The following is a 26,999-nucleotide window of genomic DNA, read 5'->3' on the forward strand; positions in this document are numbered from 1 at the left end:
AGCTTACAGATCTTGGAGCAGTGATTTCAAGGTTTCGGCTGGGGTCGCGGGTGGTTTTGGCAGAGATGGCGAAACTGCTGGACGCAAAGCTTTTAGCTCTGTTTCTAGCGATTCTACTCGCTCCATCAGTGCGCGATTGGCTTCGAGCAGCTCTCTCGATTGAGCACTGTAATGGGGATTGTTCTCCCACCAGTTGATTCCCATCTCACGTGCCTTATCGACTGAAGAAATCAACAATCGAATCCGAATCGTCAATAATTCAGTCGTCGCAACGGAAACTGAAATGTCTCCAGCAATTACAATTCCTTTGTCTAAAACACGCTCTAATACATCTGCCAAGGTGGAACCTTGGGTGGCCGTGGGCATCGGTCTCTGAATGCTCTTCGTCGGGGTCGTCACACTTAGCTCTCCAATGCAGGCTCGACAGCAAAGAAACGTCGATCGCGGTGAATGACTAAACCTTGAATGGTCAAAGCTCGAATCGATTCGAGCAGTTCAGTTCGGACGAGACTGAATTCACTTTCAAGGTCTGAGAGTCCTGCACCTTTCGATCGAAGTAAATAGCGATAAATTTGCTGCTCTTGAGAAATCTCATCGGCAATCTCATTCATCGTACTCGCTTCTTCCAGTTCTGGCAGATCACTTAAGAGCGCTTCGACTTGTTGGTTGAGAGGAGCCGCTGCGAGTGGCTCTTGAAGTGCTAATTCTGCACGTTCTTCTGCATCTAAAAAGGGTGCTTGCACGGGTTGAGCACTTGCAATTTGCTCAACTGCTGCTTGTATCGTTGAAATTACAGGGATTTCAATTGCTTCAGTTTGCTCATTGAGGGATGCTTGAACGGTTTGAGCAATTTGCTCAACGGTTGCTTGTGGGGTTGAAATGACGGGGATTTCAATTGCTCCAATTTGCTCATTGAGAAGTGCCCACAAAATTTTGGTTGCATCTTCAAGCGCGATGCCAATGCGTGAGAGCAAGACATCTGAGCAGATATCCCGAAATTCTGCGTCTTCAGGGAGGACAGCAATGTGATGTTCTTGGCAGACTTTTGCAATCATCAAGCACGATCTCAAGCCAGAAGCTTTCTCTGCGCCTGTTTTTTGTCGAAACGATCGCACAAATCGCACAATAAATGCAGCACTCGATCGCTCAATTTCTGTCTTCTGAATCAGAATTTCTTGCTGCGTCAGTTCATCTGGCTCAGGCATATTGATGGTGACCAAGCGATCCATCAAAGCGTCCTGGGTCGAATGCACGCCACAATATTCTTCTGGATTCGAGGTAAGAATCGCTCGAAAATGTGGATTGACTCGAATGTATTCGGTCTGATTGCTCGTCGGAGGTAAGACGAGTAGCTTTTCTTCTAAGGCTGAGAGCAGCACATTATTGACTTCAGGACGCGATCGATTAAATTCGTCATAGACGAGTGTGAATCCTTCTCGGCAAGCTAATGTCAATCGAGAATCTACCCAAGTGTGTTTCATCTCGTCTTCAACCTTCATCACACTATGAATGAAGTTATCAACGACTTTCTTACGGGTGTAGCCTGCTTGCGCGCCAATCATGTCTGAACTTTTTGAATCATCATCGCCATACATCAGCATGATGGGACGCGCCAGCAAATCAGCTAAGTGCAAGGCTAGGGTCGTTTTACCTACCCCTGCACAGCCGCGCAAGTGAACTGAAAAACCAGATTGCAAATAGCGTAGTGTGCGCAGCGTAATGCGATCGAGCGCGGGCGTACTGACAAAGTGGCGGGGGCTAGCTCTTAATACAGTCGTCACAGGGCGTGTCCTTTCCTTATTGATGGATCAAATAAACGCGATCTTTCTGAGTGATTTTGCCTTGCTGAATGAGCGATCGCAGTCCTTCTACAGCCTGAAGTCGAGTGATGCCGAGTGCGGATTCAATTTCAGTTAATCGCGCACCTTGCATGTCTTCGATGTAGTCATAAATTCTCTGCTCATCTGAGGAGAGTGTAGGAGCTTCCTCTACCTTGATTGCAGGTTTGGGAGAAGCTGATGTTGCTGATGTTGCAACTTGGAACCCTCGCCCTCTCTTTTCGGGCTTTTTCAAGACAATAATCGGCTTAGCAGCAGGTTTTACGACAGGAGGTTCTACAGATTCTACAACTGCTACAGGCTTCGGTGTAGCGGGTTGGGCGGGTTGAGACGCTGGCTCAGAAAGGTCTCCCCAAACGCTATGGGAAAGTTCAGTGCGATACTGTTGTAGCTGTGCTCGAAATTCAGCAAATTTCTTGAACAGTGCGGCTAATTCAGTTTCGCGGTCGAGTTGAGCTTGTGCTGCTTTTTCCTGGCGCTCTAAGGCACAATCTGCGAGAAATGCGTCAACAGTTGTGTGAAGTTGCTCAACAAAGATGCGTAGGTTTCGCGAGTGTCGAACCTGATTTTTGATTCTCTGCTGGCGTGCGTCATCTAGCTGCGCTTGAACTTCAATCTGAAGGATCTGAAGATCGGCTTGAATTTCTCGCCGGAGTGATTCTACAGTTTGCTTGAGTGTGGTTCGAAATGCACTGAGGTCATGTCTCAACTGTTGTGAAATGAGACTGCGCTCAGCTTGGGCGACCGCTAAAAATTCTTGAGTCTGTTCTTGGAGCGTTTCACAGAACTGATGCAAATTTTGACGGCGCAAGCTGGTGTCGTAAGCGAAGGTTTCGCGAAATAAACTCAGATCACTTCGGAGTTGAGACGCATTCAGTTGACGTTGTTCATGCGTTGCTTGGAGGAGCGCAGAAACGGCTTGACGACGCTGTGCTACCTGTTGCAGTCTTACTTGTCGTTGCTGTTGCCAGGAATCTTTGAAAGCCATTGCTGTAAGTACTTGAGTTTAAAATTGAAAAAACAGAGGAGATCTCGATCTCCTCTGTTTCGTAAAACTATGCAGCAGGAACTGCAGCTTGAGCCGTCAAGCCGACAGCTTCAGCATATTTCAAGTAGGTTTCTACAGATGCGATGACGACGCGAGCTTCAATTGCTAACAATTCAATCCCTACGAGCGAAACACGCACCCAAGCATCAACAACAATACCTTTGTCGAGAATGCGATCCACAACTTCTGCCAAGCTCGAAGAAGAGTTTACTTTTTCAACAGCCATGATGGTTTGTAATTCCGTGATTAAGAGTAGTTGAATGTGGAAGTGTTCCGGCTCAGATTCTGATGGATTAGTCTTCCACACTTAACATGGACAGATTCTGATTTAAGACTATCGAGAACAATCACGTAATCTTTATATTTCAAGTCTTTCAGTCCCGCAGTTTCACGGATTGTGCTGCTATTCGATAGCAGCACACTTCTACCGACGTTGGCTTAGGAGTGCTTGATACGCGATCGCGAAGTCTTCCCCGTTAATTGCTAGATTTTCTGGTTCAGTCATTCCTTGAGCACGATAGCGTCGAATCGCTTGCAGTGCTGCTTGATTGCTTAAAAGTGCTAAGTCCGCCCCGTTCCAGCCTTCGGTCTGAGCTGCGATCGCGGCTAAGTCAACTTCGGATAAAGGTCGATCGAGATTGTGAACTCGCAAAATTTCTAAACGACTCGCTTCATCGGGTAAATTGACTTGAATTTGCAAGTCCAAACGTCCTGCACGTAGTAACGCAGGATCAACCTCATCCGGGCGATTGGTCGCTGCAATTAAAAGAATCGCACCACAGTCTTGTAACCCATCAAGTTCAGTTAGCAATTGACCGACGACGCGATCGCTGACTCCCGAATCGCCGTTAAATTTGCCACGGACGGGAGCGAGCGTATCAATCTCATCAATGAACACAACACAAGGGGAAGCCTGACGTGCTTTGTTAAACAGATCTCGAACTTCTTGTTCTGCTGCTCCAACCCAACGACTCATCAATTCTGCACCGTTCACCGAGATAAAATTCGCTCTTGCTTGAGAAGCGACCGCTTTCGCGAGTAAAGTTTTCCCGGTTCCAGGTAATCCCCACAGGAGAATTCCTCGCGGTGCTTTGGCTCCTGTTTGTTGATAGAGTTCAGGATAAAGCATTGCACCTTCTGCTGCTTCTTGTAAGGTGCGTTTTGTGGCTTCTAATCCACCGATTTGATCCCAATTGACCTGCGGTGATTCGACTTCAACCGATCGCAGAACAGACGGTTTTACTTCTTTCAAGGCTTGTAGAAAATCGGATTGGTCGATCGTTAATTCATCGGGAACTGCATTTAATGAGGGAACTTGCCGTCGCAAGGCTGTATAAGCTGCTTTTTGACAGACTGCTTTGAGGTCTGCGCCGACCATGCCAATCGTGAGATCGGCAACCGAGTCGAGATTGACAGATTTGAGAGGCATCGATCGCGTCAGAATTTTGAGAATTTCCAAGCGTCCATCGCGATCGGGGACGCGGAACTGAATTTCTCGATCGAATCGTCCCGGTCTGCGTAATGCTGGATCAAGATGATCCGGACGGTTGGTTGCTGCGAGAACAATTACACCTTTTGTCTGTGCAAATCCATCCATTAAGGTGAGTAATTGGGCGACGACTCGCTTTTCGACTTCGCCTTCGACTTTGGCACGATCAGGCGCTAAGCTGTCGATTTCGTCGATAAAGATAATGCAAGGAGCCGACGCTGCCGCTTTCTCAAAAATACTGCGAAGTCGCCCTTCTGCTTCACCGTAGTATTTGCCCATTACCTCAGGAGCAGCGATCGCGATGTAATTGACACCCAACTCTTCCGCTAGTGCCCGTGCAGTCAAAGTTTTTCCGGTTCCTGGCGATCCGGCTAGCAATACACCTCGAATCGGTTCAAGTCCCAATTTTGCGAGAACTTCTGGACGTTTGAGGGGCAATTCAACTAATTCTCTGAGTTCTTTAAGAACTTCACCCAGTCCGCCCACATCCTGAAGTGAAGCAGTCGAATTGGCAGGCGGTGGAGTCACGATTACATCTTGAGTCGGAGCTTGAGGAGAACGATTCACGCCCATGCCACTCACGCCGATGCCGCCTGTGTTGCGGGGAATGCTGCTAAAAGCGGCACGATTGACTTGAATATTGGCTTTGAGTTCACCTTTTTCGGCTTTTTCTTCTAGTACTTTGGCAAGTTCTAAAAGTTGCTCAAATCCTTTAAATAGCTCACTCATTGGGTGGTACTGGGTGGGAAGACTACAAGTACTGATTGGATCAGGGGTGGCGATGCGTGTTGAGCCTCTTCAGTCTCTGCACTGAGAAGAACTTCTCAAAAATTGCACCAAACTCGAATTCATTCAGTACAAGGATTGTGCCCAAACTCGATCGCAGAACTATGTTGAATTCGTTTGATTCTCTCCATCTGGCAATGTTTAGCGGTAAAGGCGGTGTTGGGAAATCGACACTATCAAGCGCATTTGCTTGTCGCTGGGCAAAACAGTTTCCTAACGATCGTATTTTGCTGCTTTCCACTGATCCGGCTCACTCTTTAGGTGATGTTTTGCAGATGGAAGTTAGCAATACGGCTCAAACCATCGAGAGCTTGCCGAATTTAAGCGTCAGGGCATTGGATGCTGAATTGCTGCTAAAAGACTTCAAAGCGGAATATGGGGAGATTCTAGAGCGATTAGTCGAGCGAGGCAGCTTTGTTGGGCAAGGTGATTTAGCGTCAGTTTGGGAATTGGGCTGGTCGGGCTTAGATGAATTGATGGGGATTCTTGAAATTCAGCGATTATTGCGCGATCGCGTTGTGGATCGGATCGTAGTGGATATGGCTCCAAGCGGTCATACGCTGGCACTGTTTAATCTGATGGAGTTTCTCGAAGAGTTTTTATCGGCTCTCGAACTCTTTCAGCTCAAGCATCGAACAATGAGCGAGGCTTTTACAGGTCGCTACACACCGGATGAAGTCGATCTCTTTCTAGAATCGATGCGCCGAGATTTAACCGACGGTCGCCAATTACTTCAAGATTCAGCAAGATCTGCTTGTTTTGTTGTCGCGATCGCAGAATGGCTCAGTTTGCTGGAATCTCAGAGATTAATCAAAGCTCTAGAAGCGCTTAAAATTCCTTTTGGCGGAGTGTTCCTCAATCAAGTTCACGCTGAACGGGAGGAATTGGTTCGCAAGTTTCAAGAGATTGCAGATCCGGTGCTGACATTCTCACAACAGTCTCAGGAACCGATTGGAATTGCAGCCCTTGATCGCTTAATTACAACTCATTCAGAATTCGTCCCTTCAGCGATTCCAATTGCACCGTCTCAGTCTCTTCCCGATTTCATCCTAGAACAGCGTAAGTTAATTCTGGTCGGCGGAAAAGGAGGGGTGGGCAAAACGACAGTTGCAGCCGCGATCGCGCTCAATCTTTCTCGGCAGCATCCGGATCGAAAAATTCGAGTCATCTCGATCGATCCGGCTCATTCCTTGGGCGATGCTTTTGGCACTCAGCTTGGACATGAGCCAACTGACATTCTTCCCAACCTCAGCGCTCAAGAAGTTGATGCTCGAACCTTACTCGATCGCTTTCGGGAAGAGTATCTTTGGGAATTAGCGGACATGATGAGTGGCAAAACTCAAGATGAATCGCTGCAAATTGCTTACACGCCAGAAGCATGGCGCAAAATCATGGCTCAAGCCCTTCCGGGCATTGATGAAATGCTCGCGCTCCTCGAAGTTATGGAACTGCTGGAATCGAATGCACAAGATCTGATCATTCTCGATACAGCTCCGACTGGGCATCTCTTGCGCTTTCTCGAAATGCCGTCTGTGTTAACGGATTGGCTCACCTGGATTTTTAAGCTCTGGCTGAAATATCAGAACGTCGCGGGACATACTGAACTGATGAGCCGCTTACGCACGTTAAGACTGCGAATTATCAAGACTCACAAACAGCTTCAAAACGCTGAGCATACCGAATTTATTGGCGTGGTTCAGGCACGATCGACGATTTTTGCCGAAACCGAGCGCTTAGTGCGATCGCTCGAACCATTGCAGATTCATCAGCGGTTTATCGTCAATAATCGCGCAACTCAAAGATTAGAAGAATTCGCTGGTAAAACAGTTGTGAATCTTCCCAACGCGCCCAGTGATCTTGCTCCAATGGCTCAAATCGAAAAGATTTCAGAATGGCTGATCGCGCCCAACTCTATTGCTTCACTCGTTTCTTTCAATCCACAATCCCAAATCTAAAATCCAAAACGCCGATGAAAGTCGTATCCTAAGAATAGTGTGAAGTTTTTTAAACTGAACGCTTAACCCTTTCTCCAAGACTCTATGAAATGTATTATCGATCGCCGTGCCCAATTTTCGGCAAGTCATCGGTACTATCTGCCGGAACTCAGCGAAGCGGAGAATATTGAACGCTTTGGGGCATGTACTCGGTTTCCCGGACATGGACACAACTATGTGCTGTATGTCTCCATGTTGGGAGATTTAGACGAATACGGCATGGTTCTAAACTTGTCTGATGTGAAGCATGTCATTCGGCAAGAAGTGACCAGTCAGCTTGACTTCTCTTACTTAAATGATGCGTGGCCTGAGTTTCAACAGACTCTTCCCACCACCGAAAATATTGCTCGATCGATTTGGAAAAGGCTGGAATCGCATTTACCGATCGTCAATATCCGGCTCTACGAACATCCTGAACTCTGGGCAGATTATCTAGGAAACAATATGGAAGCCTATCTCACCATTAGCACTCACTTTAGTGCGGCTCATCGTCTCGCTCGTCCTGATCTGAGTTTTGAGCAAAACTGCGAAATCTACGGCAAGTGCGCTCGTCCGAATGGTCATGGTCATAACTATCATTTAGAAGTCACGATCAAAGGTGAAATCGACCCCCGCACCGGAATGATTGCTGATCTCGTCGCCTTTCAGAAAGCAGTAGATGACTATGTTGTTGAGCCATTTGATCATACGTTTCTGAACAAAGATATTCCTTACTTTGAGAAAGTTGTGCCGACTGCGGAAAATATTGCCGTGCATATTCGCGACTTACTAGAAGATCCCATTCAGCAAATTGGGGCACGCCTCTATAAAGTGAAGCTGATTGAAAGCCCGAATAATTCTTGTGAAGTGTTCGGTGCTTCTGTCAGTGATGTGATGCCCCTGTTAATGCGCGAACCTGCATTTGCAGGTGCATAATCTCACACAATTTGTTTCTCAGCAAAAACAGCCGATCGTGGTTTCAACGATCGGCTGTTTCCGTATAAATTCTATGTCTTAAAAATTAGTCGTGCCATTTTTCAAATCGCGTGTAGTATGCACAAATAGGTGTCTCTAATCATACAGACGAGGTCTAAGTATCGACGCTGAACTGATTGAAACAACACCTTTTTAGGATTGCGAAATGCGATCTCTCATGTGCGCAAAAAGCAACGAAACAATTACATCAAACTGATCAAATTAGAGTAGTTTCTTATCTAAAACTGCTCCATTTTCATTGCTTAAAAGTACCGTAAATACTGGGCTTTCAGGATTTTTAACTTTTTGGATTGAGATGTTTATTCTTGTAAAAACCTGGGCAGTCTAAATTCGTTACACCAGATGTTTGTTGAACTCAATCATTCATAAAATAGCAGATTTTTCCTGTTGTTTTCCGTATGATTACCCAGAATTTTCTGAGTCGAGTTCAGCACCCAAACAGCAGCAAACTTGCAATATTTTTATTGCGAAACCTGTCACTCATTCACTCAATAGCGGGCTAACAAAACTGTGGTTAACGGTATCAAGAGTTTATTCTCAAAACAGTCAAAGGGGGTTGGCATTGAGTTAGCCGCCGATCGCCTCAACATTGCGGTACTTCGCAAGCAGGGGCAAGGATTTCGGCTTGGCACTTATGCAACCGTTCCCATTCCTGAAGGTGTCTTTCATGAAGGACAAATCACCGATCCGCCTGCAATGGCAGAGATCATTCAGTCTGCGTTAGCCGAACACAAAATTAAAGTGAAACAGGTGGCAACTGCGGTATCTGGTGGACGTGATACGGTGACTCGAATTATCCCCGTTCCAGCAGAACTCGACGATCGAGAACTGCGCGAAATGGTGCTGAATCAAGAAGCGGGTCTATATCTTCCATTCCCTCGGGAAGAAGCGGACGTAGACTATCAGAAATTAGGGCTATTTATCGATGAAGATGGGATCGAGAAAGTCCAAGTCTTACTGGTTGCAACTCGGAAAGAGGTAACGGATTCGTATATCAATACGTTCCAGCAAGCAGGGCTGAAAATAGATGTCTTAGAAGTTAGCAGTTTCTCACTGATTCGTACGATTCGCGAACAATTACGGCAGTTTGCTCCTCAAGAAGCTGTTGCGATCGTCGATATCGAATTCGAGAGCACTGAAATCTCAATCACAGTAGATGGTGTGCCTCAATTCTCGCGAACGGTTCCGATCGGAACTTATCAAATTCAATCTGCACTCTCTCGTGCGATGAATTTACCGCCTTCGCGCAACATTGACCTGCTGCAAGGTATGACGATTCCAACGGCTGATTCTAATCGTCCAGGTGGCAATCCGGGTGCAGCAGCCATGCTGCGAGTGTTGGGCGAGCTAGGAGATGAACTGCGGCGATCGATTGATTTTTACCTGAATCAAGGCGAGAACTTAGAAATTGCTCAATTGATGTTAGCAGGACCTGGAGCCGCAATCGGACAGATTGACGAGTTCTTTACCCAGCGATTGAGCTTGCCTTGTAACTTAATCGATCCGATCTCAGCCCTATCGATCAGTGGGGAGGATATTCCAGTCAATCTCCGTCCAGGTCTGGGTGTCGTGCTGGGTTTAGGACTGCGGGAGGCGTGGTAAATGTACAGTTTAGATGTCAATTTTCTCAACGATAGACCGGATATTAAGCCCGATAAGCGACGGAGTGTCGGTCGTCCAAAACCGACAGGTTCACCTGAAGAAAAGCGTCCTTTATATTTTGGGTTTGCGGCACTGATCTTTTTCCCAGTGCTTGCAGGTGTCCTCTTCGGGATTCTCACCTTGCGCAATGGCGACTTAGAACGTCAGCAAGCGGATCTCGATACTCAACTCGGTAATTTAGAAACTGAGAAGAAGAATCTCTCATCGATTCAAGCGGAGACGAAACAGGTCGAAGAAGAAGCCCAGGCACTCGCATCGGTCTTTAACCAAATCAAGCCTTGGTCAGCGATGACCCAGGATATTCGCGATCGCTTGCCTTCGAGTATTCAACTGGCATCGATTACTCAGCAGAAAGTCGAGATCAATCAGGCTCAACCTGCTCCAGCCGCCCCAGCAGCAGGAACTCCGGCAGCAGCAGCAAAACCTCCCGTTTCTGGGCAGATCGAAATCAGAGGGCTGGCGAATTCGATGAATGATGTCAATGATTTCTTGTTGACGTTACAACAGTCGAACTTCTTGAAAGCAGAAGCAACTAAAGTGGTCAGTGCGGAGTTGGGTGAGGAGAAAACGCTGCAATTACCCGATTTTCCTGGGCTGAAGCGCGAAGGTGAGATTAAGCCGCCCCGCTTGCCGAGAAAAGTGCAATTTGTCATTTCAGCCGCGATTAACGATGTGCCTGCTTCGGAACTGATTCGAGAACTCGATCGTAAAGGGGCAGTGGGTCTTGTGACTCGGATTGAATCTTTGAAAGAACGCGGTGTGATTTCGACGACCCCCAAAGCACCTGCTAAACCTGATGCGACTGAAAAGAATGGAGCGAAGAAGCCATGACGACTGATTTTATGACGGAATCGGAGTTGGAGAATTCTCCAAGCTATCCGACTGCGTTTGGAGTTACTTTTACTCCAGCAATTGGCGGAGTGTTGTTAGGAGTGCTCGGGCTTGTTGCAGCAGGTGGCATCGTCTCTTATCTGGTCATGCCTGCTTGGGAGACGAATCAATCCTTAAATAGCAGCGTTAGAGAGAAGACCGAACAGCTTGAACAGCAAGGAGAAATCCGGAAACAGATTCAGAATGCAAAGGATCAATTAGCAAAAGCCAAGCAAAAGCGCGATCAGGTCTATGGCTTGTTTGCGAGTGAAAAAACGTTGAATACCTTGCTGCTCGATCTCAATCAACTGATTGAAAGAAATAATGCAGGTTTACTAGCTGCGACAAATACCAAGCTCAATGCTTGCCCAGTGTATGTGCAGCAGTTGTTTGCGACTCCGGGTGGTGCTCAAGAGTTTAAAGATAAGTTTGGAGATTTAGTCGCTGAAGCCAAACTCAAGCGGTTTAAGCCGGATGAGAAAGGTGCTGTGGTGATTAGCGATGGTTCACTCGGCACACCGATTAACGGGAAGTTAAAGCGACAATCGATCAGTATTGATATCCGAGGTAACTTTAATCAGACTCAATCGATTTTTAGAACGATCGAGCGACTTCAGCCGTTACTGCTGATTCGCAATCTCGATGTCAAAGTGATCGATAACAAGATTTCGGAAGGGTTGTATGAGATTCAGCCGGATGGCACGATTCGCTACTTGACGAACTGCCAACCGGACAACCAGATTGCAACCACATTCGAGATGGATGCGCTGTTGCCGTTGACCGATGCTGATCGTAAGGCACTGCAAGCTGTTCCGCCTTTAACTCCGGCGAAATAGCTAAAGATTGAACCTTTATTTCCTATTTACCCCCAAGAGGAGTGTTAACTCGTGAAAGAGCTTCGAGCAATCAGTCTAGCAACTGCCGCGACCGTTGCCTTATTCAGTGGTCAAGCTGCATCTGCGAATCCGACGCAAGTCACTAATGTTCGCATCAATCCGAATGGTGCTGGCTTTGATGTGATCCTAGAAACCCAAGGTGGAAAAGCGCCTCAAGTTTTCAATGTCAATCAAGGCAATACTTGGAATGCTTACGTTTTTAATGCTCAAATTAGCCAACCCTTCCGTCAGGCAAATCCTGCGCCTGGAATTGCTCAAGTTTCTGTAGTTCCTTCGGGTGCGAATGGGGTGCAGGTAACGGTTGTGGGAACAACAACTGCACCGATCGGGCAAATTGCGAGCCGCAATGCTCAAGGTGTGATCTTGAATGTGTCGGGTGCGGGGGGTGGCAGTGCGCCGGATGCTCCTGCGAGTGTTCCAGCGAATGCTCCGACTGCTGCGGTTCCGTTGAATGTTCCGCCTGCTCCGATGGCTCAAGCAGCGCCTTCGACATCGTTACCCGGAACTGCGATCGCGCAAGCAAGACCGACTTCGACGACTCCGGTGACTCCATTTGTGCCGAGCGCGCAAGTTCCGAGTCAAGCTCAGCCAACGGTTCCAGTTGCCCCGACTCCACCTCTGATGAGACGAGCAGTTGCTCCTCCTGTCGGCGATCAAGCGGTGTCACAAATTGATGCGTCTCCGACGACCATTGACCTGGGAACGAATGAACGAATTCCACGATTGGTCTTGAGAGATGCACCCGTTCGGGAAGTGCTTTCTTTGCTAGCACGGGCAGCGAATCTGAACTTGGCTTATAGCGAATCTGGTGCAGGAGCAGCGGCAGGAGCAGCAGGAGCAGGACAGGCTGCAAGACCCAATGGACCTACGATTTCTTTGGATATTCAGAACGAAGCGGTTCAGGACGTGTTCAACTATGTGTTGCGAGTTGCTTGTATTCCGGTTGCAAATGCAGGACCAGCAGCAGGCGCAAATGGTGGTGGTGCATGTGCAGCACTCGATGTGAATCGAGTAGGACGAACCATCTTTGTTGGTCCTCGCTTGCCGGATGATGCGCGCAATATCATTACTCGCACGATTCGTCTCAACCAGGTTTCAGTTGCAGATGCTTCAGCCTTTTTAACGACACAAGGGGCAGAAACACAGCGTCCTTTTGAGCAGGTGCAAATTCAGACGATCGGAGAAGGTGCAGCAGCACGAACGATCGAAACTCGCACTCCTACGATTTTGTCTCTCAGAGCAACAGAAGGCAGCGCACCACTCGTATTACGCGGACTCGCTGTTTCCTCGAACGATCGATTAAATTCGATTACGTTGACGGGTTCACCTCGTAAAGTTGAAGTTGCAACTCGCCTTTTGGGTCAACTTGATGCCCGTAAGCGCCAGGTTGCACTGAATGTGAAAATTGTAGATGTTAACTTGCTGAAGACCGAAGACTTCAACACGAGTTTCTCGTTTGGGATTGGCAACAATTTCTTTAACGTCGATCGAGGAGCAGCCGTCTTTAACTTCGGCTCGACGCGACCAGCAACGAATGCAGAAGCAGCAGGTAGTTTGACAGGTCGTCCGACGATCGATAATCCTTATTCAGGTGCTAACATCTTCTATGATCTGAATGGTCAACCTGTTACTATTGCGAACACCGCCCCAGGCACAAGAATCATCAATGGAGATCAGGTTACTGAGAATCCACCGCCTCTCAGCATTCGAGATGGAAACTGGTACAGTCAGCGCGCTGGGATTTCGTCTGATCCATTTCAAGCAGGGATCACTGAAGCAACCACAGCAACACCAACTGTAATTACTAGAACTCCTGGGACAAATGGTTCCCCTCCGACTGTAACCGTTACACCGGGAGCATTTGGAACGGTTACTGGTGCTCTACCATCTTTATTTCAGTTTCCAACCCAATTCTTAGCTCGCTTGCAATCTCAGGTTACAAGTGGTAACGCAAAGATTCTTGCTTCTCCAACGGTTGTTGTTCAAGATGGAGAGCGCTCGACGGTTCGGCTGACGCAAGAAGTCTTCAGCGGATTTAGAAGAAATTCTCAGGTGAATGGAACGCAGAGTACTGAAACGAATGAGCCAATCATCCGGGAAGCAGGTTTGATTCTGAATCTGATTGTCGATCGTATTGATGACAATGGTTTCGTTACGTTGCGCGTGAACCCTGTCATTTCTGCGCCTTCTAACGCAGTCAATTCGCCTCAAGGTCCGATTACGCTGATCAGCGGTCGGAGTGTTGAGTCGGGTGCGATTCGAGTCCGCGATGGACAAACGCTGATTCTTTCTGGAATCATTCAAGAGACCGATCGAGCTTCTGTCACGAAGGTTCCTATCCTAGGAGATCTGCCGTTACTCGGAGCATTGTTTAGAAGCACGAACCGCAACAACACTCGTCAGGAAGTTGTGGTGATGGTCACTCCACAAGTCATTGATGATGGCGATCAGGCTTCTTTCGGTTATGGTTATGTTCCAGGTAGAGAAGTGCGTCAGTTCTTGCAACAGCAAGAAAGTCGCTAATCAGATGGTGCGATACGTAATCTGATCTCACTGAAAATGTTCACTCAATACCAGAGTTCAGTAAAGACTGAACTCTGGTTTTTTTATGCGATCGTTTGCGGATGAACAATGCGGAGATTTGCGATCGCTGTGAAATCATTCGGATTGAAGGTTAGTCAATGATCAACACTATGCACTAGCATCACAGCAACTAGGCAAATATTATGCGATCGCTTTCCCATCACGCAATTTGAGTTGATCAAAAAAGCCTCCAGGATACTCTGGAGGCTCAGTTCTATCTATCAATACTCAAGCTAAGATTCTTTCTTTGTCTCAGAGAACAGACACTTATCAGAATCACATCCTGCTGGGCCTGCTTCAATCAAGTCACCACCATCATGTCGTACCAAAGCTGCATAGAAGTCATCGGTCGATCGACGTTCTAACACTTCAGCCTGCAATTTCTGATAGGTCGCTTGATCGATTTTCTCAAACGGCAGGCGAGGGAAAGGAGCATCAAAGCGCGCTAGTAACGCTGCACTAATGTAGCCTTCATCGTTTTCGATCGCTTGATGAATTCGATGTGCTAATCCTTCTACTTCATCTTCTCGAAGCTCGATCGTAGCGCTGGTATTGTGAGCAGTATAGTATTTCTGAACTTGGAGATAGAAGTCCATTTGAGCGAGAGCCGAGAACTTCTCAATCTCAATCTGGTCGGCTCCTGGAATGTTTGCCCAAGGCACTTCCACGGGAATCTCAACTAGCCATTCTGTACACCGTGGATCAAATGGATCATTCAACAAATTGCCGTTTTCATCCTTATCGGACTGAGACGGAACAATGCTGTATCCATAATCCAAACACGCCAGCGCAACCGGATCATTCTTCCGGAAAGTAATGCGTCGAATAAAGCGCTGAGCTTTGGGCGGATGCCAACCTGAACTCGCACCTGTTAACAACGATTTTGTTCCAGCAGGTTGAACCGTGGTACAACGATTCGGGCGACGAATCCCTTGGCGATCGCAGTACTCACCAACCACCCGATGCACAATCTCTTTCCAGCGCGATAGATATTCTTTTTCGCGCTCTTTGAACTGCATTCCAGTCAAAGTATCGGGTCTACCTGCTTCCCACCATCGCAACCATTCTGTTCCGAATGCATTCACAAAGAAGTCAAACAGTCCGGTGAAGGAAACTCCAACGATCGGATCTACTTCTCGCGAATACTGATAGCGAGGCTCAGCAAATCGGTGATTGAGCAAAGCTGCAACTGAAAGTGCGCCTGCTGTAAATGCCTGCTCTTGAGCTTCGTAGTCCAGCGGATCAATCTGATTGAGGTGAACCTCAGACAAGTTACAGTGGAAGTCTTCACCAAGAATCTCTCCACATGGATTCAGCCCATACCGTCCCAACCGATGCTCAAGTTCCTTGAGCGGCATGTTTGGATGTTTGGCTTGAATCCATTGCTGCCCATTGCCTGCTTCATACGCCCGAAGAAACTCGGATTTTAATTCGGGAGTAGTCAGAATATCAGCATTCGATCGAGCAATTGCTTCTGGAGCATACTGAATCGCACCTTCGCCCGAATAGAACTGCTTGCGAACTGCTTCTACACATTCTTCTAAGGTTGGCTTGTGGTGATAAACCCGAGTGTGATTTGCCATGCGGAGCACGTCACGATCGGGATCAATTCGCCAGTTTCCTTGCTCATCTTGCTGCCAGAGGTTGTCTTTTGCACCAGCAAACTCAGCATCTTCACTGCTGCCTTGACGCATCCCGGCAGATCGTCGAATGTTACCAGCAACAACACAAGCGGCAGCTTCATCAATCAGTAAGCAGCATTCAATTGGGCTAAGCTTGCGACCGAGTGCGCGATTGAGAACTTTGGCACAACGTGCATAGAGTTCAGGTAATTTGATCGGATTCGCAACGCCCCCAAATCCTTTCAATCTTTCACCTGCGGGACGGACATGACCTAAATCGATCGAGACTTCGACATCGCCTGTAAACCGCTCATCGGTTGAGAGTTCTAGCAAACTCTGATAGGACTTCACCCAACCTTGACGACTATCACCCACTTGAATCGTGACTTGATTGCCGTTGATCTCAAGCTCGGTTGCTTCTTCTCTTAAAAAGTCCGCTACTTCGCCAATTTCGCGGGTTACAGTCACATTCAAGCGATTGCGAATGGCAGGTAAACGATCGGTATATTTCGGTTCTAATATTGCCCCTGTTCCACTGCCCATCATGGCAAGATCCATCATCAGACCAAAGGCGCGCCAGTCGATCAGATTCGTACTCGTACAGTTGTACGATCCTGAGAAATTTTCTGGTTTGGCAATCCAATTTGTTCCACCGACCCAGAGCCACCGACCCGACGGCAAACAGTGCAGCGATCGCTGCATCTGTTCGATCAATTCTTGTTCTTCTGGGGTAAAATTGCCAAGGTCAGCGAGTCCTTGGATCGTCCGCTGGCTGACTTGTGCCCAAGACTCGCGACGAGTTTCGCTCAGCTTGCGGCTATAGGTTCGGTAAAAAACCGGATTTGCGGCAGGAGCCGAAGCCGGAAATTGACTGTTCTTTGAGTCAAACTCTGGCAAATCAGAGCCAGACGACCCTATTGGGCGTGCGATATCTTGAACCATGCGAAACTCCCTTTGTCTAGGTCTAGCGTCCTGAATTGAATTAAAGAGATGAGCAACGCCATATGTAGCGTTTTGTCTAATAGCGATCTACTCTACACCATCTTTCTCGAAAGTGGATCATTTTTTCTTAGTTCGAGCGTACTAAATTAGCGTAGCAGGAATTTCCTCGATCGTATATTTGTTCTATAAAATCGGATGCGACCTTGCTTCCGTCTAAGGTTTTGTCTATGATTTGGCGTTAAACAATCCTGGTCAAATCATTAATCTGTTGTAAAAGAGAATAGTTTTCGTTTCCATTTCACGAACCTGACACTCGATTGTTCGATCGCTGTCCTAAAATGCTGAGATAGTCCCACATGCTCGATCGCTGAACCCCGACTGCATATGATGTCTTCTTCTGCCTTCTCCAACTTTCTCCGCGACCTTCCCGAAACCCTCCAGCAACCTGCGGCGTTGGCGATGCTCGGCTCTGTGGGCGCACATCTGATCCTGTTTGCGACTCTGCCTGCCTTTACTTCCTCCCCAGACCCTGCGCAGTCCGAGATTCGCCGCGTCCGTCTGCTCGAACCTCCTCAGAGCAGCAGCGCTCCTCAAGCTTCAACTTCCCGTCTTGGACTTCCTCCTATCCCGAACACTGCTAACAGCAAAATTCAACTTCCTCAAGCTGGACAGACGATTCCCCCAGTTCCAAATCCCCTCTACACGCTTCCTGATCTCACGCCGCTGCCGATTCCTTCTTCTCCACTTCCGCAGCGGCGCAACCTGGGTAGAAGTCTGACGCAAGCAGAGATTGACGCGATTCGAGAACGCATCAGAAAATTTCAAGCGCTTCAACAGCCTCCAACTCCTCCTCAAACCAAGCCCACAACTCCTCCCGCAACTCCTGCCCCAACGAACCCACAATCTCCTTCAGGGCTAACTGAGGCGAATCCGGCTGAAGTGGCACGAGGTACGACTCCAGTTCCGCCTGGAACCCCCAATCAGTCTGAGCAACCGCAACCTTCTACACCGCCTACACCCGTTCCGCAAACCCGTACCGATCAACTTCTCGCACTGACGCGCTACAATCCTCAAGGCACGACAAACCAAGACATTGCTGTCAATTCCCAAAACTTTACGCAATCTCTGAAAGACAAAGGATTGGTGTGGGAGCGGATTCTGCTGAGAAAGCCTGACGATCCGATTCAAGAAGTTCCTTTTCCTGATGGTTTTGTGCTGCAAAATTATCAAGAACGTCAACATCCTGCTGCGATCGCGGTACTTGTGGACAAAGACGGCAAACTGTTAGACAAGCCTCAGCTTCTTGCAAGTACTGGCTATGGGCTTTTGAATCAGAAGGCAGAAGAAATTGTTCGAGCCAATGCAACTCCAGAGAAAGTCGTCGATCTGATCCAGAAATACGAAGCGGCAAAAGCAGAGAACGATAGAAATAAAGCTCAAGCCTATCTTTTGGTGTATGAGCTTAAGTTTAAAGTTCCTGAGAGATCAACTGCTTCGGTCACACCTCCAGCCAATTAGATTTTTAGGATCACCCTGAAATTGCCGCGATCGCATGTCTCAATGATGCTGATCCGAAACTGCTGATGAATTCTCATCCCCTAGAAGTCGAATCGTGAAACCGCGATCGCGATCGCAATTGCTGAGCTTCCTTGAGGTTTAAGCTCGCACAAGTCGCTGAAGTTGGCGGCTCTCTAGCTCTAAAATGCGTCGAGCAAAATCAGGATCACGATCGAGTAAATCATCGATCGCATCGATTGGAATAGCAAGGATGCGGGTCACTTCGCTTTCTGCAACGATCGTATTTTCGGAATTGCTATGCGTCAGCACCTCTAGCTCATCTAAAATCTGTCCAGGATGCAAATGCTCAACCCGAACTCCGTTCTCGGATGAGTAGTGAATTCCTGCTGCACCTTCTAGCAGTAGAAGCAATTCGCGGCAAGTATCGCCTGTCTCTGTGATCACCTCTCCTTTTGAATACGGCTTGACTTGGGAGCGCTGCTCAATCTCGATTAAAGTTTGAGACTGAATTCGGTGGAAGAAATCACTGTTTGATAAATAAACTAACTTCTCAAGCGTCGGGAGCTGTCTGAGATCTGAAGATGGGAGTTGTTTCGCAGTGTCTTGAACAAGAGGATGATCAGGAAGCTTGTGCGCCAACGATTGCACGCGATCACCATTCAATTGAGCGATCGCAAAAAGGGTGGCTGCTTGAACAATTGGATTGTAATGTGAAAGCAATAGCTCTAAGTAGCTGATCGTATCTTGAGTTGAGATTTCTGCTGAACTCGGTTGCACTGAGGTCGCATCTGAATTCTGCTTCCTTAACTCTACGACGATTAACTCCTGTTTGCGCTGAACTGTGTCTTTGAGGACTTTGAGCACTGCTGCCTGACTTTGAAGCACCGGATGATTCAAAGCTCGATCGCATTCGATCCATTCGGACAATCGCGCCTGCAAACCTGCTAGTTTCTGATCTGCTTCTGGAGAAAGACCGCTCTGAATCCAATCTTCCTCTTGTTGGCTAATTGAGTATTGTTGATTGAGTGTGCGAATTGTTGCACCATCTTGCTGTTGAAGACGCATCAAGCGTTCAAGCGATTTTTGATAGCCTGTTAATCGGATTTGGTTTTCGAGCGATCGCTGACGATTTGGATTCAAAATCTCTGGATCTTCAATTCCCAATTCTTCTAGCACTTCACGGTGTTCATCATCGGAAACGCCCAACTCTTGCCGCATTTGCTTTAAGACTTCTAAGCTACTAGAGTAGTTCACATACCCTTCTTCTAATGCCTCTTTCACGACACCTTTGTAAGCTTCATGGCGTTTCTCACGGGTGAAACCGGGCAGAATTTTCGCAAGAACATACACTTCGTTAGTATGCAGATCATCGAGCGATCGTCCCTCTAGATACTGCGAAACATCAATCTGTAATTTTGCTAACTGCTTGCGGAAGCGACTCGCTAAATTCTCACGTGAATAGAGATCAGAACTCCGTCGCCAAGCCTGTTGTAACCACAGTGTACTGAGAAAAACGATCGCAATATCAAAACTCGCTTGCACCCAGTATGGCATCAGTCGCAGTAAAGGACGACCCGCGAAAAAGAAGAAAAAGTTAAAAACACCGAATGTACAAATTACAAAAATGCGATGCTGAATGATATCAGGATGCAGCTTGAGTTGAGATTTGAGACGGTGCTCGATCAATCGTCCCATGAAATAAGCGATCGTAGTCGATGCACCTAAGACGAGAGGAACTGCCAAAATCTTAGGGATTGGAAGGGGTTGCCCGTTCAAGTACAGCCCAGGACTCATCAAAGATGCAAGCTGATCAGCATCACGATTCCATGCTCCAGAAAAGTAATAGTCCCAATTACCCGCATAGAGATAGTAGTAAACAAAGTAACCGATCACTAAGCCAACATAGCCATATCGAATCAATGATTCTTCCGGCTTATTCAAGCCATCCCAGTAAGTTCGCTCAGAGTCAATGTCAAGACAAGGGCTTTGACAGGCAACACACGCACTTTTTTCTTTGCCATCGGTCTCGACTGTCCGACACATCGATTGCGTAATTTGGCTATCACTCATGTGCGCTTTACTGCCAAGTAGTCCTCTCGGCTCACTAAAAACAGTCTGTACCGGAGCCATCGGACAAAAGTACTGACACCAAGATTTGCCGCTATAGAAATAGCCAACTGCGATCGCAGCAATGATGGTAAAGACCAGCCATAAGCCCAAAACGAAGCGATCGGCATTAAAGAACAGAATTCGTCCACACAGTCCTACAAACAGCCAGCCAAACTGTACATAAAGATAGTTCCGACCGAGCCACGAATCAGAATTGACCTTTGCTAACTCATAGCGGGCTTTCCCTGTTTTCTGATTTTCCCGTTTGAACTGACGCTGCCAACCGAGGGCGCGTGGAATTTGAGAGAGAAAACTCAGCGGACAGATGCGCCGCCAGAGTTCGTGTCCAAACACAAGCAGGATAAAAATTCCAGCAGGAACGATCGCCCCCCAAAATAAGATGGCTCCGATCGCGTAAGGTGCTTCAGCAATACAGGTTCCTTGAACTTGCACACATTCTCCAGTCAGGCGCAATGGACTCCAAGGATGACTTTGTTCTGTCAAGGCTGGAGTCCAAGGGTCATAAAACAGAGAGGCAATAACAAGAAGCCACCCGATCGTAAGAACCCATCGAATGACGTGCATTTGACGTTCTGGCAGTTGTGCAAACATTAGGTCGCTCCATTCAATAGAGAACTGTTGATAGCTTTCTTCAGAAGGACTCAGTGTTCAGCCCTTCTTAAATCACGTTGGGAATTTTCCCAAACGATTACGAATCCGAATGAATGGATTTCAGCATCATAACTTTGTACTGCTCTCGTTGTATGGCTTAAGTTCTCCAGATGACTCATAGAGTAGAATCACTCCTCTCAAGGTGGATTCACTCTGGAACTTCCATGCTTCAAGTTGAGCGTGAGCTAAGCCTCAAGAGCGATACGAATCGCTTCGCATTTTCATATTCTATGCTGAGAGCGATTTCGCCCTTGTGGCATTCTACTTTAGCGCAGAGGATACATGAAAGGATTAGCAGGCAAGACGGTTTTAGTGACGGGAGCAAGTTCTGGAATTGGTCAAGCGATCGCGATTCGTTTTGCTCAAGAGGGCTGCAATGTTGTCCTGAACTATCGAAGTGATTCTGAAGAAGCAGAACAGACCGCAGCGATCGCGCAACAGAGCGCAACCGAAGCGGGACATTCTGTGCAAACGCTTTTAGCTCAAGGTGATGTTGCTCAAGAAGCTGATATTCTGCGGATGGTGCATTCTACAATCGAACAGTTTGGAGGCTTTGATATTCTGGTGAATAATGCTGGCATTCAATCAGAATTCGCGTCTCACGAGTTGCCCACTGAGAAGTTTGATCAAGTGATCAATGTCAATTTGCGAGGAGCCTTTCTCTGTGCGCGCGAGTCGATCAAGCATTTCCTAGCACAACACCGTTCTGGTGTGATTCTGAATGTTTCTAGCGTTCATGAGATCATTCCCCGTCCGATGTGTTTGAGCTATTCCATCAGTAAGGGTGGAATGGGCAACTTGACGAAAACCCTAGCGCTGGAATACGCTAGTCGCGGAATTCGCGTGAATGCGATCGCACCTGGAGCAACGATCACTCCGATCAATGAGAGTTGGGTCGAAGATCCGCAGCAAAAAGCGATCGTCGAAAGTCATATCCCGATGGCGCGAGCGGGATATCCTGAAGAGATGGCGGCTTCGGCTGCATTTCTTGCATCTGAGGAAGCGGCCTATATTACTGGGCAAACACTATTTATTGATGGGGGGCTGACGCTGTATGCAGATTTCCGAGAATCCTGGTCAGCCTAGTCCAGTTGTTGCGGCACGTGCCCGTTTGGGCGAATGTCCAGTGTGGGATACCGAGCGACGAGTCTTATTTTGGGTCGATGCTTACAATCATCGAGTGCATCAATTTGATCCAGCAACTCGGAGAAATCGCTATTTGGAAACGGGCGATATCGTCAGTGCAATCGTGCTAGCGGGTCAAGATCGCTTACTCATCGCATTACGCGATCGGCTTGCTTTTCTCGATGTAAACACAGGCGCGATCGAGGTTGTGTATCCAATAAAATTCCCTTGCCCGAACACTCGCTTCAATGATGGCAAGTGCGATTCTCAAGGACGATTCTGGATTGGTGCGGTGAGTGATGCGCCAGAGCAAGCAGAACTTTACCGCTATGATCCTGATGGTTCGATGCATGTGATGGAAACGGGACTGACGATCTCAAATGGATTGGGGTGGAGTCCGGATGATGCAACGTTCTATTTGACCGATTCGGCTAAGCACTTAATCTATGCTTATGACTTTGATGCGAAAAGTGGCGCGATCGCGAATCGTCGTGTCCTGATCGATTTGAGCAAGGAGAGTGTTGATGGTGTCGTAGTTGAACCAGATGGCATGACGATCGACCAAGCCGGAAATCTCTGGATAGCCCTCTGGAATGGTTGGCGAGTCGCTTGCTTTAATCCGAACGGTGAAGAGATTCACAGCATTCAATTACCTGTTCAGCGACCAACGAGTGTTACCTTCGGCGGGGCTGAACTCAGAGATTTGTATATTACCAGTGCTTCAGTGGGATTGAGCCAGAAAGAAATTCAAAAAGGATTTAACGCAGGAGATCTGTTTTGTGCTGCGGGTCAAACCGCGATCGCAAAGCCAAACTTTAGATTCGGACACGATCCCTTGTAATCACTCCCCACTCCCCAAAGTAAATGCCCTCAATAGCAACCCAATCACTCGATCGCTCTCCCCTGCCGACTGCCAAACAGATGAGCATACACATAAGTAAACACACATCCAAAGAGCACAATCTGAAACGTCAGAAAAATCCACAGCATCAAAATCATCACACTGCCAATCACACCATAAGATAGAAAAGCAGCCCCAAGCGAGATCACACTATTACTGACTAACTGTTGTAATCCGATTAATCCAGCAGTCGTCAGTAATGCTCCTAACCACACATCTTGCCAAGCCACCCGCACCGAGGGCAAAATCTTGAACAATACACAAGTTGCTAATGCCAAAATAAAAAATGCTGATCCAGTTTGCAGCCCTTGGCTCAATTGTGATTCGTCGATCTGGAGAAAAGCAAAGGTCGCTTGAAACGTAGACACAAGTTGCAGAATTGCTTTAATCGCAATGCTAGTTATCAGCGAGGAGAGCAGCAATAAACCTGCTCCCATCATCAATAAAAACGAAAACAATTTGTTCACAATAAAGAAAAGCACGATCTTTGGAACTGAGCTACTTTCAGGCGATCGACTGGACGATCGCCAAATCTTATTCACTGAAGCTCTCAAAATCTCAAACACCGAGCTAGCTGTCCACAACAGCACTCCAAACCCAATAATTCCAGCGCCAGCACTATTTCTGTACAGTGCAAGCAGTGTGTTTCTGACTAAGCCATGAACTTCAGGGGGTAGAAAACGCTGTCCTGCTGCTTGAATTTGTTGAAATGCTTCTGTTCCGGGTTGAACCCATGAGCCAATCACGCTCAAAAGCACGAGAAGCATAGGGAACAGAGAAAACAGTGCAAAATAAGACAGAGAAGCTGCCATTCCAGGGCAATTATCGTGATTCCACTTCATTCCTGTCCGAATCAGCAATTGGGCAGGCTTGGAAGGCAGAATATTCGATCGTAGATAGTGCAGCATTCTAGAGCGCCATCAGTGAGATAGGTTCAATGTCTGGATCATAGCTCATCAGATCGCGTGCTCTTTGAGCGATTGCCGCGCTGTGATCGGAATTGACTTTCAGAGTGGGGTAAACATCGGAATTGCCTGAGATTCATCAAATTCAGGTAGCGTTGCTAGCTTACGAATCGAAACATGAACATCCATATTCAAGTAATCGCCAGTTTCGCCAAACCATGATCCCGACAAAGGAATCACCTGCCCTGGATGCCGTGCGATCGCCACTCGAATCAAATCATATCCTGCTGTAATTCGGTTCGTGGGATCATACGCTCGCCATCCCGCACCGGGTAAGTAAACCTGCACCCAAGCATGAGTCGCTCCTGAACCTGTCATTCCAACTTCACCGCCATCTAAAGCAGAATCATAGAGATAGCCACTGACAAATCGACAAGCAAGCCCCAATCGCCGCAATGCTTCAATCATGAGCCAAGCATAATCCCGGCAAGTTCCCGACTTTAAGCGCAAGGTTTCCGCTGGACTCTGAGTTCCTTCGACTTCGCGCCCTTGATAAGTCAACGTCTGGTTAATGGCATCCATCATCCGGTGCAAGACATCCAAGGTATTGTCTTGATCCCCTGCGACAAAATGTTTTGTCCATGCAGCGAGATGACCTTCGGGATCTTCAGTGTGGGGACGAATGAAACTCGATAAATCATTCCATTCGTCTGGTGTGTATTGAACGGGAATCTCTTCTGCACGGTGATCGAGGGGAAAATCCGCGATCGCTGGAATCCCAAAATGCTCGCCTCGCATTCGGTAGGTCACGATCAATTCCTTGGCAGGCTGGCTAAATGTTAGTAACGTCACATTATTCGAGAGCGTATCCATCATCCAGCGCATCTCACAGGGAATATTCGCCTCTAATGAATAGCTAAGGATGCGCCCACCAAATCCCATACTGGGCAAAAAAATTGCTCGATGCTCCCCAAACGTTACCGGGTTTTGATACCGATACGTGGTGATGTGTTCCAGATCGTAAATAACACTCATAGTATTTCATCAGAATTTACTAGTAACTGAAGTCTGTTCTGCCCGGCTTGATGAGGGTTCTCTCAAAGACCATACGATACAGTAAAGCCTCAGCGATCGCGAAGTCCGCTGAGGCTCTGGGTTCAATTGAACAGGCTAAATTTCTTCGTCTTTGCGGTCTTGGCTGAGGCGATTGATCAAATTCAGGACTTGATCGCCGCGCTCTAGGGATCGATCTTCGATAAAGATGACTTCTGGGGTGCGGCGCAGCCGAATCCGTTGTCCTAATACACTCCGAACATAGCCTGTCGCAGATTTTAATCCTGCCATCGTTTCGGCTTTGGCTGTTTCGTCGCCGTAGATGCTGACAAAAATCTTGGCATGTTGTAAATCGCCCGAGACATCGACATCAGTGACGCTCACCATACCCGTTCCGACGCGATCGTCTTTGATGCCATTTAATAACATTTGACTCACTTCGCGTCTGATCGATTCTGCGACACGAGCCATTCTTCGATCTGTCGCCATAACAATTCGTTCCTATGAGGTGCTTAAGGTTTTGATTCTAACATTTCCGATGTTCTACACAGGATTTAAGCCCAACATCGCCCGTAAGGTGAAAGAAAGAAAAGCAAAACTCGCGAGGAGGATGCCAACGGTCGCGATCGCGGTAACAGGGCGTTTGAATAGAGGTGCAAAGGGTGCAAGCACGTTGAGAATGACACCGAAAATGACACCAAAGATAAAACGTGGATACTTAGAAACAGTATTCCAAAGGTCTTGCATCATAACGTTAGGTTCCTAAACTATTCTCACTTTATCAATTTTGTCCACTCGTAACTGCTTTGACTAATGCATCAAACAACCAAATCGACACCTTGCGGCGAGTATAAGCCCGCGCCAGCTTAACTTTCACGCCTTTGGGTTTTTCGTTGCTGTGTAAACTGTAGCGATCAAGTGCAGCTTGATGCAGTTGGCGCGCTTCCAGGATGCGAGCATTGCTCGTTTTAGTGCTCGTTTCAATCCGGGTGAATATCCATAGCCAGAGAGCTTTTCGACACAAGGATGAGCCGCCGGCGCGCGATTTTTTGCTACTGCCTGAGTCTTCACGGACTGGAGCACATCCGATCGCTTTTTGAAATCGTCTCAGCGACAGATAGCGCGTGGTGGGATTGCCTGAATTTCTGCCCTTGCGAATATGCACTTCTGGTTTGCCATTGAGTAGAAAGTCTTCGAGTGGATAGATCGCTGATAGCAATAGGGCTGAAACTTTTTCACCGAAGCCAAATTCTGCAAACACTTTCAAGTAGGGTGTGAATTGCGGATCGCTCTGCACTAAGTGGCGCAGTTTTTGGGTGATGAACTGCTCCTCTCGAAAGCAGGCGGTGAGCGCTTTGGCTTGTAGCTCAATTTCGTCGGTAATCCCAAACCCGATCGACTGCTCTAGCAGCCTATCGTAGCGCTTTGAGTTGCGTTCTCCAGCGAGCCAGCCCCAAAATAGCGGCGCACCATCGCAGTGTGCGTTCATCTTCTCCGGAAAGGCTTGCGCCAGATCTTGCCGCAGTCGATTGACGATCGGGTTTTTGCGGCGATCGAGGTGCTGGAGCCGAAGAACGAGTGAGCGAATCTGTTGAATTTTAGGCTCACGTTTTCTCAGATAGTCGAACTTGCTTTGTTTAAATGGATCGAGTCCATAGCAAGCAAGTGCCAGCGAGTCGGCAAAGTCATCCTTGTCGGGTAGCCCTAATGATTTACGGTAAGCTCGCGCCTTGCCGTGATCAACAGCACGACACTCAACTCCTGCTTCTTCGAGTCGCGCTACCCACAACGCAGAATAAGCCGTTCCGGTGGGTTCATAAATCGCGATCGCGGGTTTGAGAGCAAGCAGCTGATTTAAGCCCTCTCGATTGAGGGTGAATTCATGAAAGTCGTATTGCTGGTAAAAGGTCTGCGGATGCGTGGGGCGCTCGGTGAGTAGGCACGCAACAATTTTGCCGGAACCAATATCGATTCCGACGACGCGGGGGCTGTTCATACTTTCTATCCGGGG

General features: G+C 47.7%; 21 protein-coding genes. 9 read left to right on the forward strand and 12 right to left on the reverse strand.

Going from position 1 to position 26,999, the window contains the following annotated elements:
- Positions 1–3: 3 nt before the first annotated feature.
- The 5 genes from ACMUEV_RS09195 to ACMUEV_RS09215 all read right to left on the reverse strand — a co-directional run bounded on the left by ACMUEV_RS09195 (position 4) and on the right by ACMUEV_RS09215 (position 5,104).
- On the reverse strand, positions 4–366 hold the full coding sequence (locus ACMUEV_RS09195; protein WP_051077878.1) for a gas vesicle protein: 363 nt from the start codon (positions 364–366) through the stop codon (positions 4–6).
- Positions 367–401: 35 nt separating this feature from the next.
- Positions 402–1,781: a gas vesicle protein GvpN gene (gvpN, locus tag ACMUEV_RS09200; RefSeq protein ID WP_190651278.1), complete on the reverse strand. Its 1,380-nt coding sequence runs from the start codon at positions 1,779–1,781 to the stop codon at positions 402–404.
- A 16-nt stretch (positions 1,782–1,797) separates the two neighbouring features.
- Complete coding sequence (locus ACMUEV_RS09205) at positions 1,798–2,826, reverse strand: hypothetical protein (RefSeq protein ID WP_190651280.1); 1,029 nt, start codon at positions 2,824–2,826, stop codon at positions 1,798–1,800.
- Positions 2,827–2,893: 67 nt separating this feature from the next.
- Positions 2,894–3,112, reverse strand: a complete 219-nt coding sequence (gene gvpA, locus ACMUEV_RS09210) for a gas vesicle structural protein GvpA (RefSeq protein WP_009768191.1) — start codon at positions 3,110–3,112, stop codon at positions 2,894–2,896.
- Between the two features lie 198 nt (positions 3,113–3,310).
- A complete protein-coding gene (locus tag ACMUEV_RS09215; protein WP_190651282.1) occupies positions 3,311–5,104 on the reverse strand; it encodes an AAA family ATPase in 1,794 nt (597 codons plus the stop codon).
- A gap of 161 nt (positions 5,105–5,265) precedes the next feature.
- Between ACMUEV_RS09215 and ACMUEV_RS09220 the strand changes: the two genes are divergently transcribed.
- The 6 genes from ACMUEV_RS09220 (at position 5,266) to ACMUEV_RS09245 (ending at position 14,081) form a co-directional block, all read left to right on the forward strand.
- Positions 5,266–7,116 (forward strand): ArsA family ATPase, encoded by a 1,851-nt coding sequence (locus ACMUEV_RS09220; RefSeq protein WP_190651285.1) that lies wholly within the window; start codon positions 5,266–5,268, stop codon positions 7,114–7,116.
- Positions 7,117–7,200: 84 nt separating this feature from the next.
- Positions 7,201–8,070, forward strand: coding sequence for a 6-carboxytetrahydropterin synthase (locus ACMUEV_RS09225; protein ID WP_190651287.1), 870 nt, complete (start codon positions 7,201–7,203; stop codon positions 8,068–8,070).
- Between the two features lie 570 nt (positions 8,071–8,640).
- On the forward strand, positions 8,641–9,732 hold the full coding sequence (gene pilM / locus ACMUEV_RS09230) for a type IV pilus assembly protein PilM (protein WP_017289398.1): 1,092 nt from the start codon (positions 8,641–8,643) through the stop codon (positions 9,730–9,732).
- On the forward strand, positions 9,733–10,623 hold the full coding sequence (locus ACMUEV_RS09235; RefSeq protein ID WP_017289397.1) for a PilN domain-containing protein: 891 nt from the start codon (positions 9,733–9,735) through the stop codon (positions 10,621–10,623).
- Positions 10,620–11,498, forward strand: coding sequence for a hypothetical protein (locus ACMUEV_RS09240; protein WP_017289396.1), 879 nt, complete (start codon positions 10,620–10,622; stop codon positions 11,496–11,498). Before ACMUEV_RS09235 ends, ACMUEV_RS09240 begins: the two co-directional genes overlap by 4 nt.
- A 51-nt stretch (positions 11,499–11,549) precedes the next feature.
- A complete protein-coding gene (locus tag ACMUEV_RS09245) occupies positions 11,550–14,081 on the forward strand; it encodes a type IV pilus secretin family protein (protein ID WP_190651288.1) in 2,532 nt (843 codons plus the stop codon).
- Positions 14,082–14,374: 293 nt separating this feature from the next.
- Here ACMUEV_RS09245 and nrdJ read toward each other — a convergent pair whose 3' ends face one another.
- Positions 14,375–16,705: a ribonucleoside-triphosphate reductase, adenosylcobalamin-dependent gene (gene nrdJ / locus ACMUEV_RS09250; protein WP_017289394.1), complete on the reverse strand. Its 2,331-nt coding sequence runs from the start codon at positions 16,703–16,705 to the stop codon at positions 14,375–14,377.
- Between the two features lie 384 nt (positions 16,706–17,089).
- On the opposite strand from nrdJ, the gene ACMUEV_RS09255 reads away from it, so the two are divergent.
- Entirely contained in the window at positions 17,090–18,223 is a 1,134-nt protein-coding gene (locus ACMUEV_RS09255; protein WP_190651290.1) for a hypothetical protein, read from the forward strand.
- 138 nt (positions 18,224–18,361) lie between these two features.
- Here the strand turns inward: ACMUEV_RS09255 and ACMUEV_RS09260 are convergent, their stop codons facing one another.
- A complete protein-coding gene (locus ACMUEV_RS09260) occupies positions 18,362–20,944 on the reverse strand; it encodes a cyclic nucleotide-binding domain-containing protein (protein WP_190651292.1) in 2,583 nt (860 codons plus the stop codon).
- A 342-nt stretch (positions 20,945–21,286) separates the two neighbouring features.
- Between ACMUEV_RS09260 and ACMUEV_RS09265 the strand changes: the two genes are divergently transcribed.
- Entirely contained in the window at positions 21,287–22,090 is an 804-nt protein-coding gene (locus tag ACMUEV_RS09265) for a glucose 1-dehydrogenase (RefSeq protein ID WP_190651294.1), read from the forward strand.
- Complete coding sequence (locus ACMUEV_RS09270; protein WP_190651296.1) at positions 22,059–22,970, forward strand: SMP-30/gluconolactonase/LRE family protein; 912 nt, start codon at positions 22,059–22,061, stop codon at positions 22,968–22,970. Before ACMUEV_RS09265 ends, ACMUEV_RS09270 begins: the two co-directional genes overlap by 32 nt.
- 44 nt (positions 22,971–23,014) lie before the next feature.
- Here ACMUEV_RS09270 and ACMUEV_RS09275 read toward each other — a convergent pair whose 3' ends face one another.
- The 5 genes from ACMUEV_RS09275 to ACMUEV_RS09295 form a co-directional block, all read right to left on the reverse strand.
- Positions 23,015–23,938 carry a YihY/virulence factor BrkB family protein gene (locus ACMUEV_RS09275; RefSeq protein ID WP_190651298.1) on the reverse strand — a complete coding sequence of 308 codons (924 nt, stop codon included), beginning with the start codon at positions 23,936–23,938 and terminating at the stop codon, positions 23,015–23,017.
- A gap of 99 nt (positions 23,939–24,037) precedes the next feature.
- Positions 24,038–24,970 carry a transglutaminase family protein gene (locus ACMUEV_RS09280; protein ID WP_190651300.1) on the reverse strand — a complete coding sequence of 311 codons (933 nt, stop codon included), beginning with the start codon at positions 24,968–24,970 and terminating at the stop codon, positions 24,038–24,040.
- Positions 24,971–25,105: 135 nt separating this feature from the next.
- Positions 25,106–25,477: a 30S ribosome-binding factor RbfA gene (gene rbfA / locus ACMUEV_RS09285; RefSeq protein WP_190651302.1), complete on the reverse strand. Its 372-nt coding sequence runs from the start codon at positions 25,475–25,477 to the stop codon at positions 25,106–25,108.
- A 54-nt stretch (positions 25,478–25,531) separates the two neighbouring features.
- Positions 25,532–25,738 carry a DUF751 family protein gene (locus tag ACMUEV_RS09290; protein WP_017289386.1) on the reverse strand — a complete coding sequence of 69 codons (207 nt, stop codon included), beginning with the start codon at positions 25,736–25,738 and terminating at the stop codon, positions 25,532–25,534.
- A gap of 31 nt (positions 25,739–25,769) precedes the next feature.
- The gene (locus ACMUEV_RS09295; protein ID WP_017289385.1) at positions 25,770–26,984 is read right to left on the reverse strand and encodes an IS110 family transposase; all 1,215 of its coding nucleotides are present in this window, start codon (positions 26,982–26,984) and stop codon (positions 25,770–25,772) included.
- Positions 26,985–26,999: the final 15 nt, after the last annotated feature.

Origin of the sequence: Leptolyngbya sp. FACHB-1624 (assembly GCF_047649235.1) — a bacterium.
Taxonomy (GTDB): Bacteria; Cyanobacteriota; Cyanobacteriia; order Leptolyngbyales; family Leptolyngbyaceae; genus Leptolyngbya; species Leptolyngbya boryana.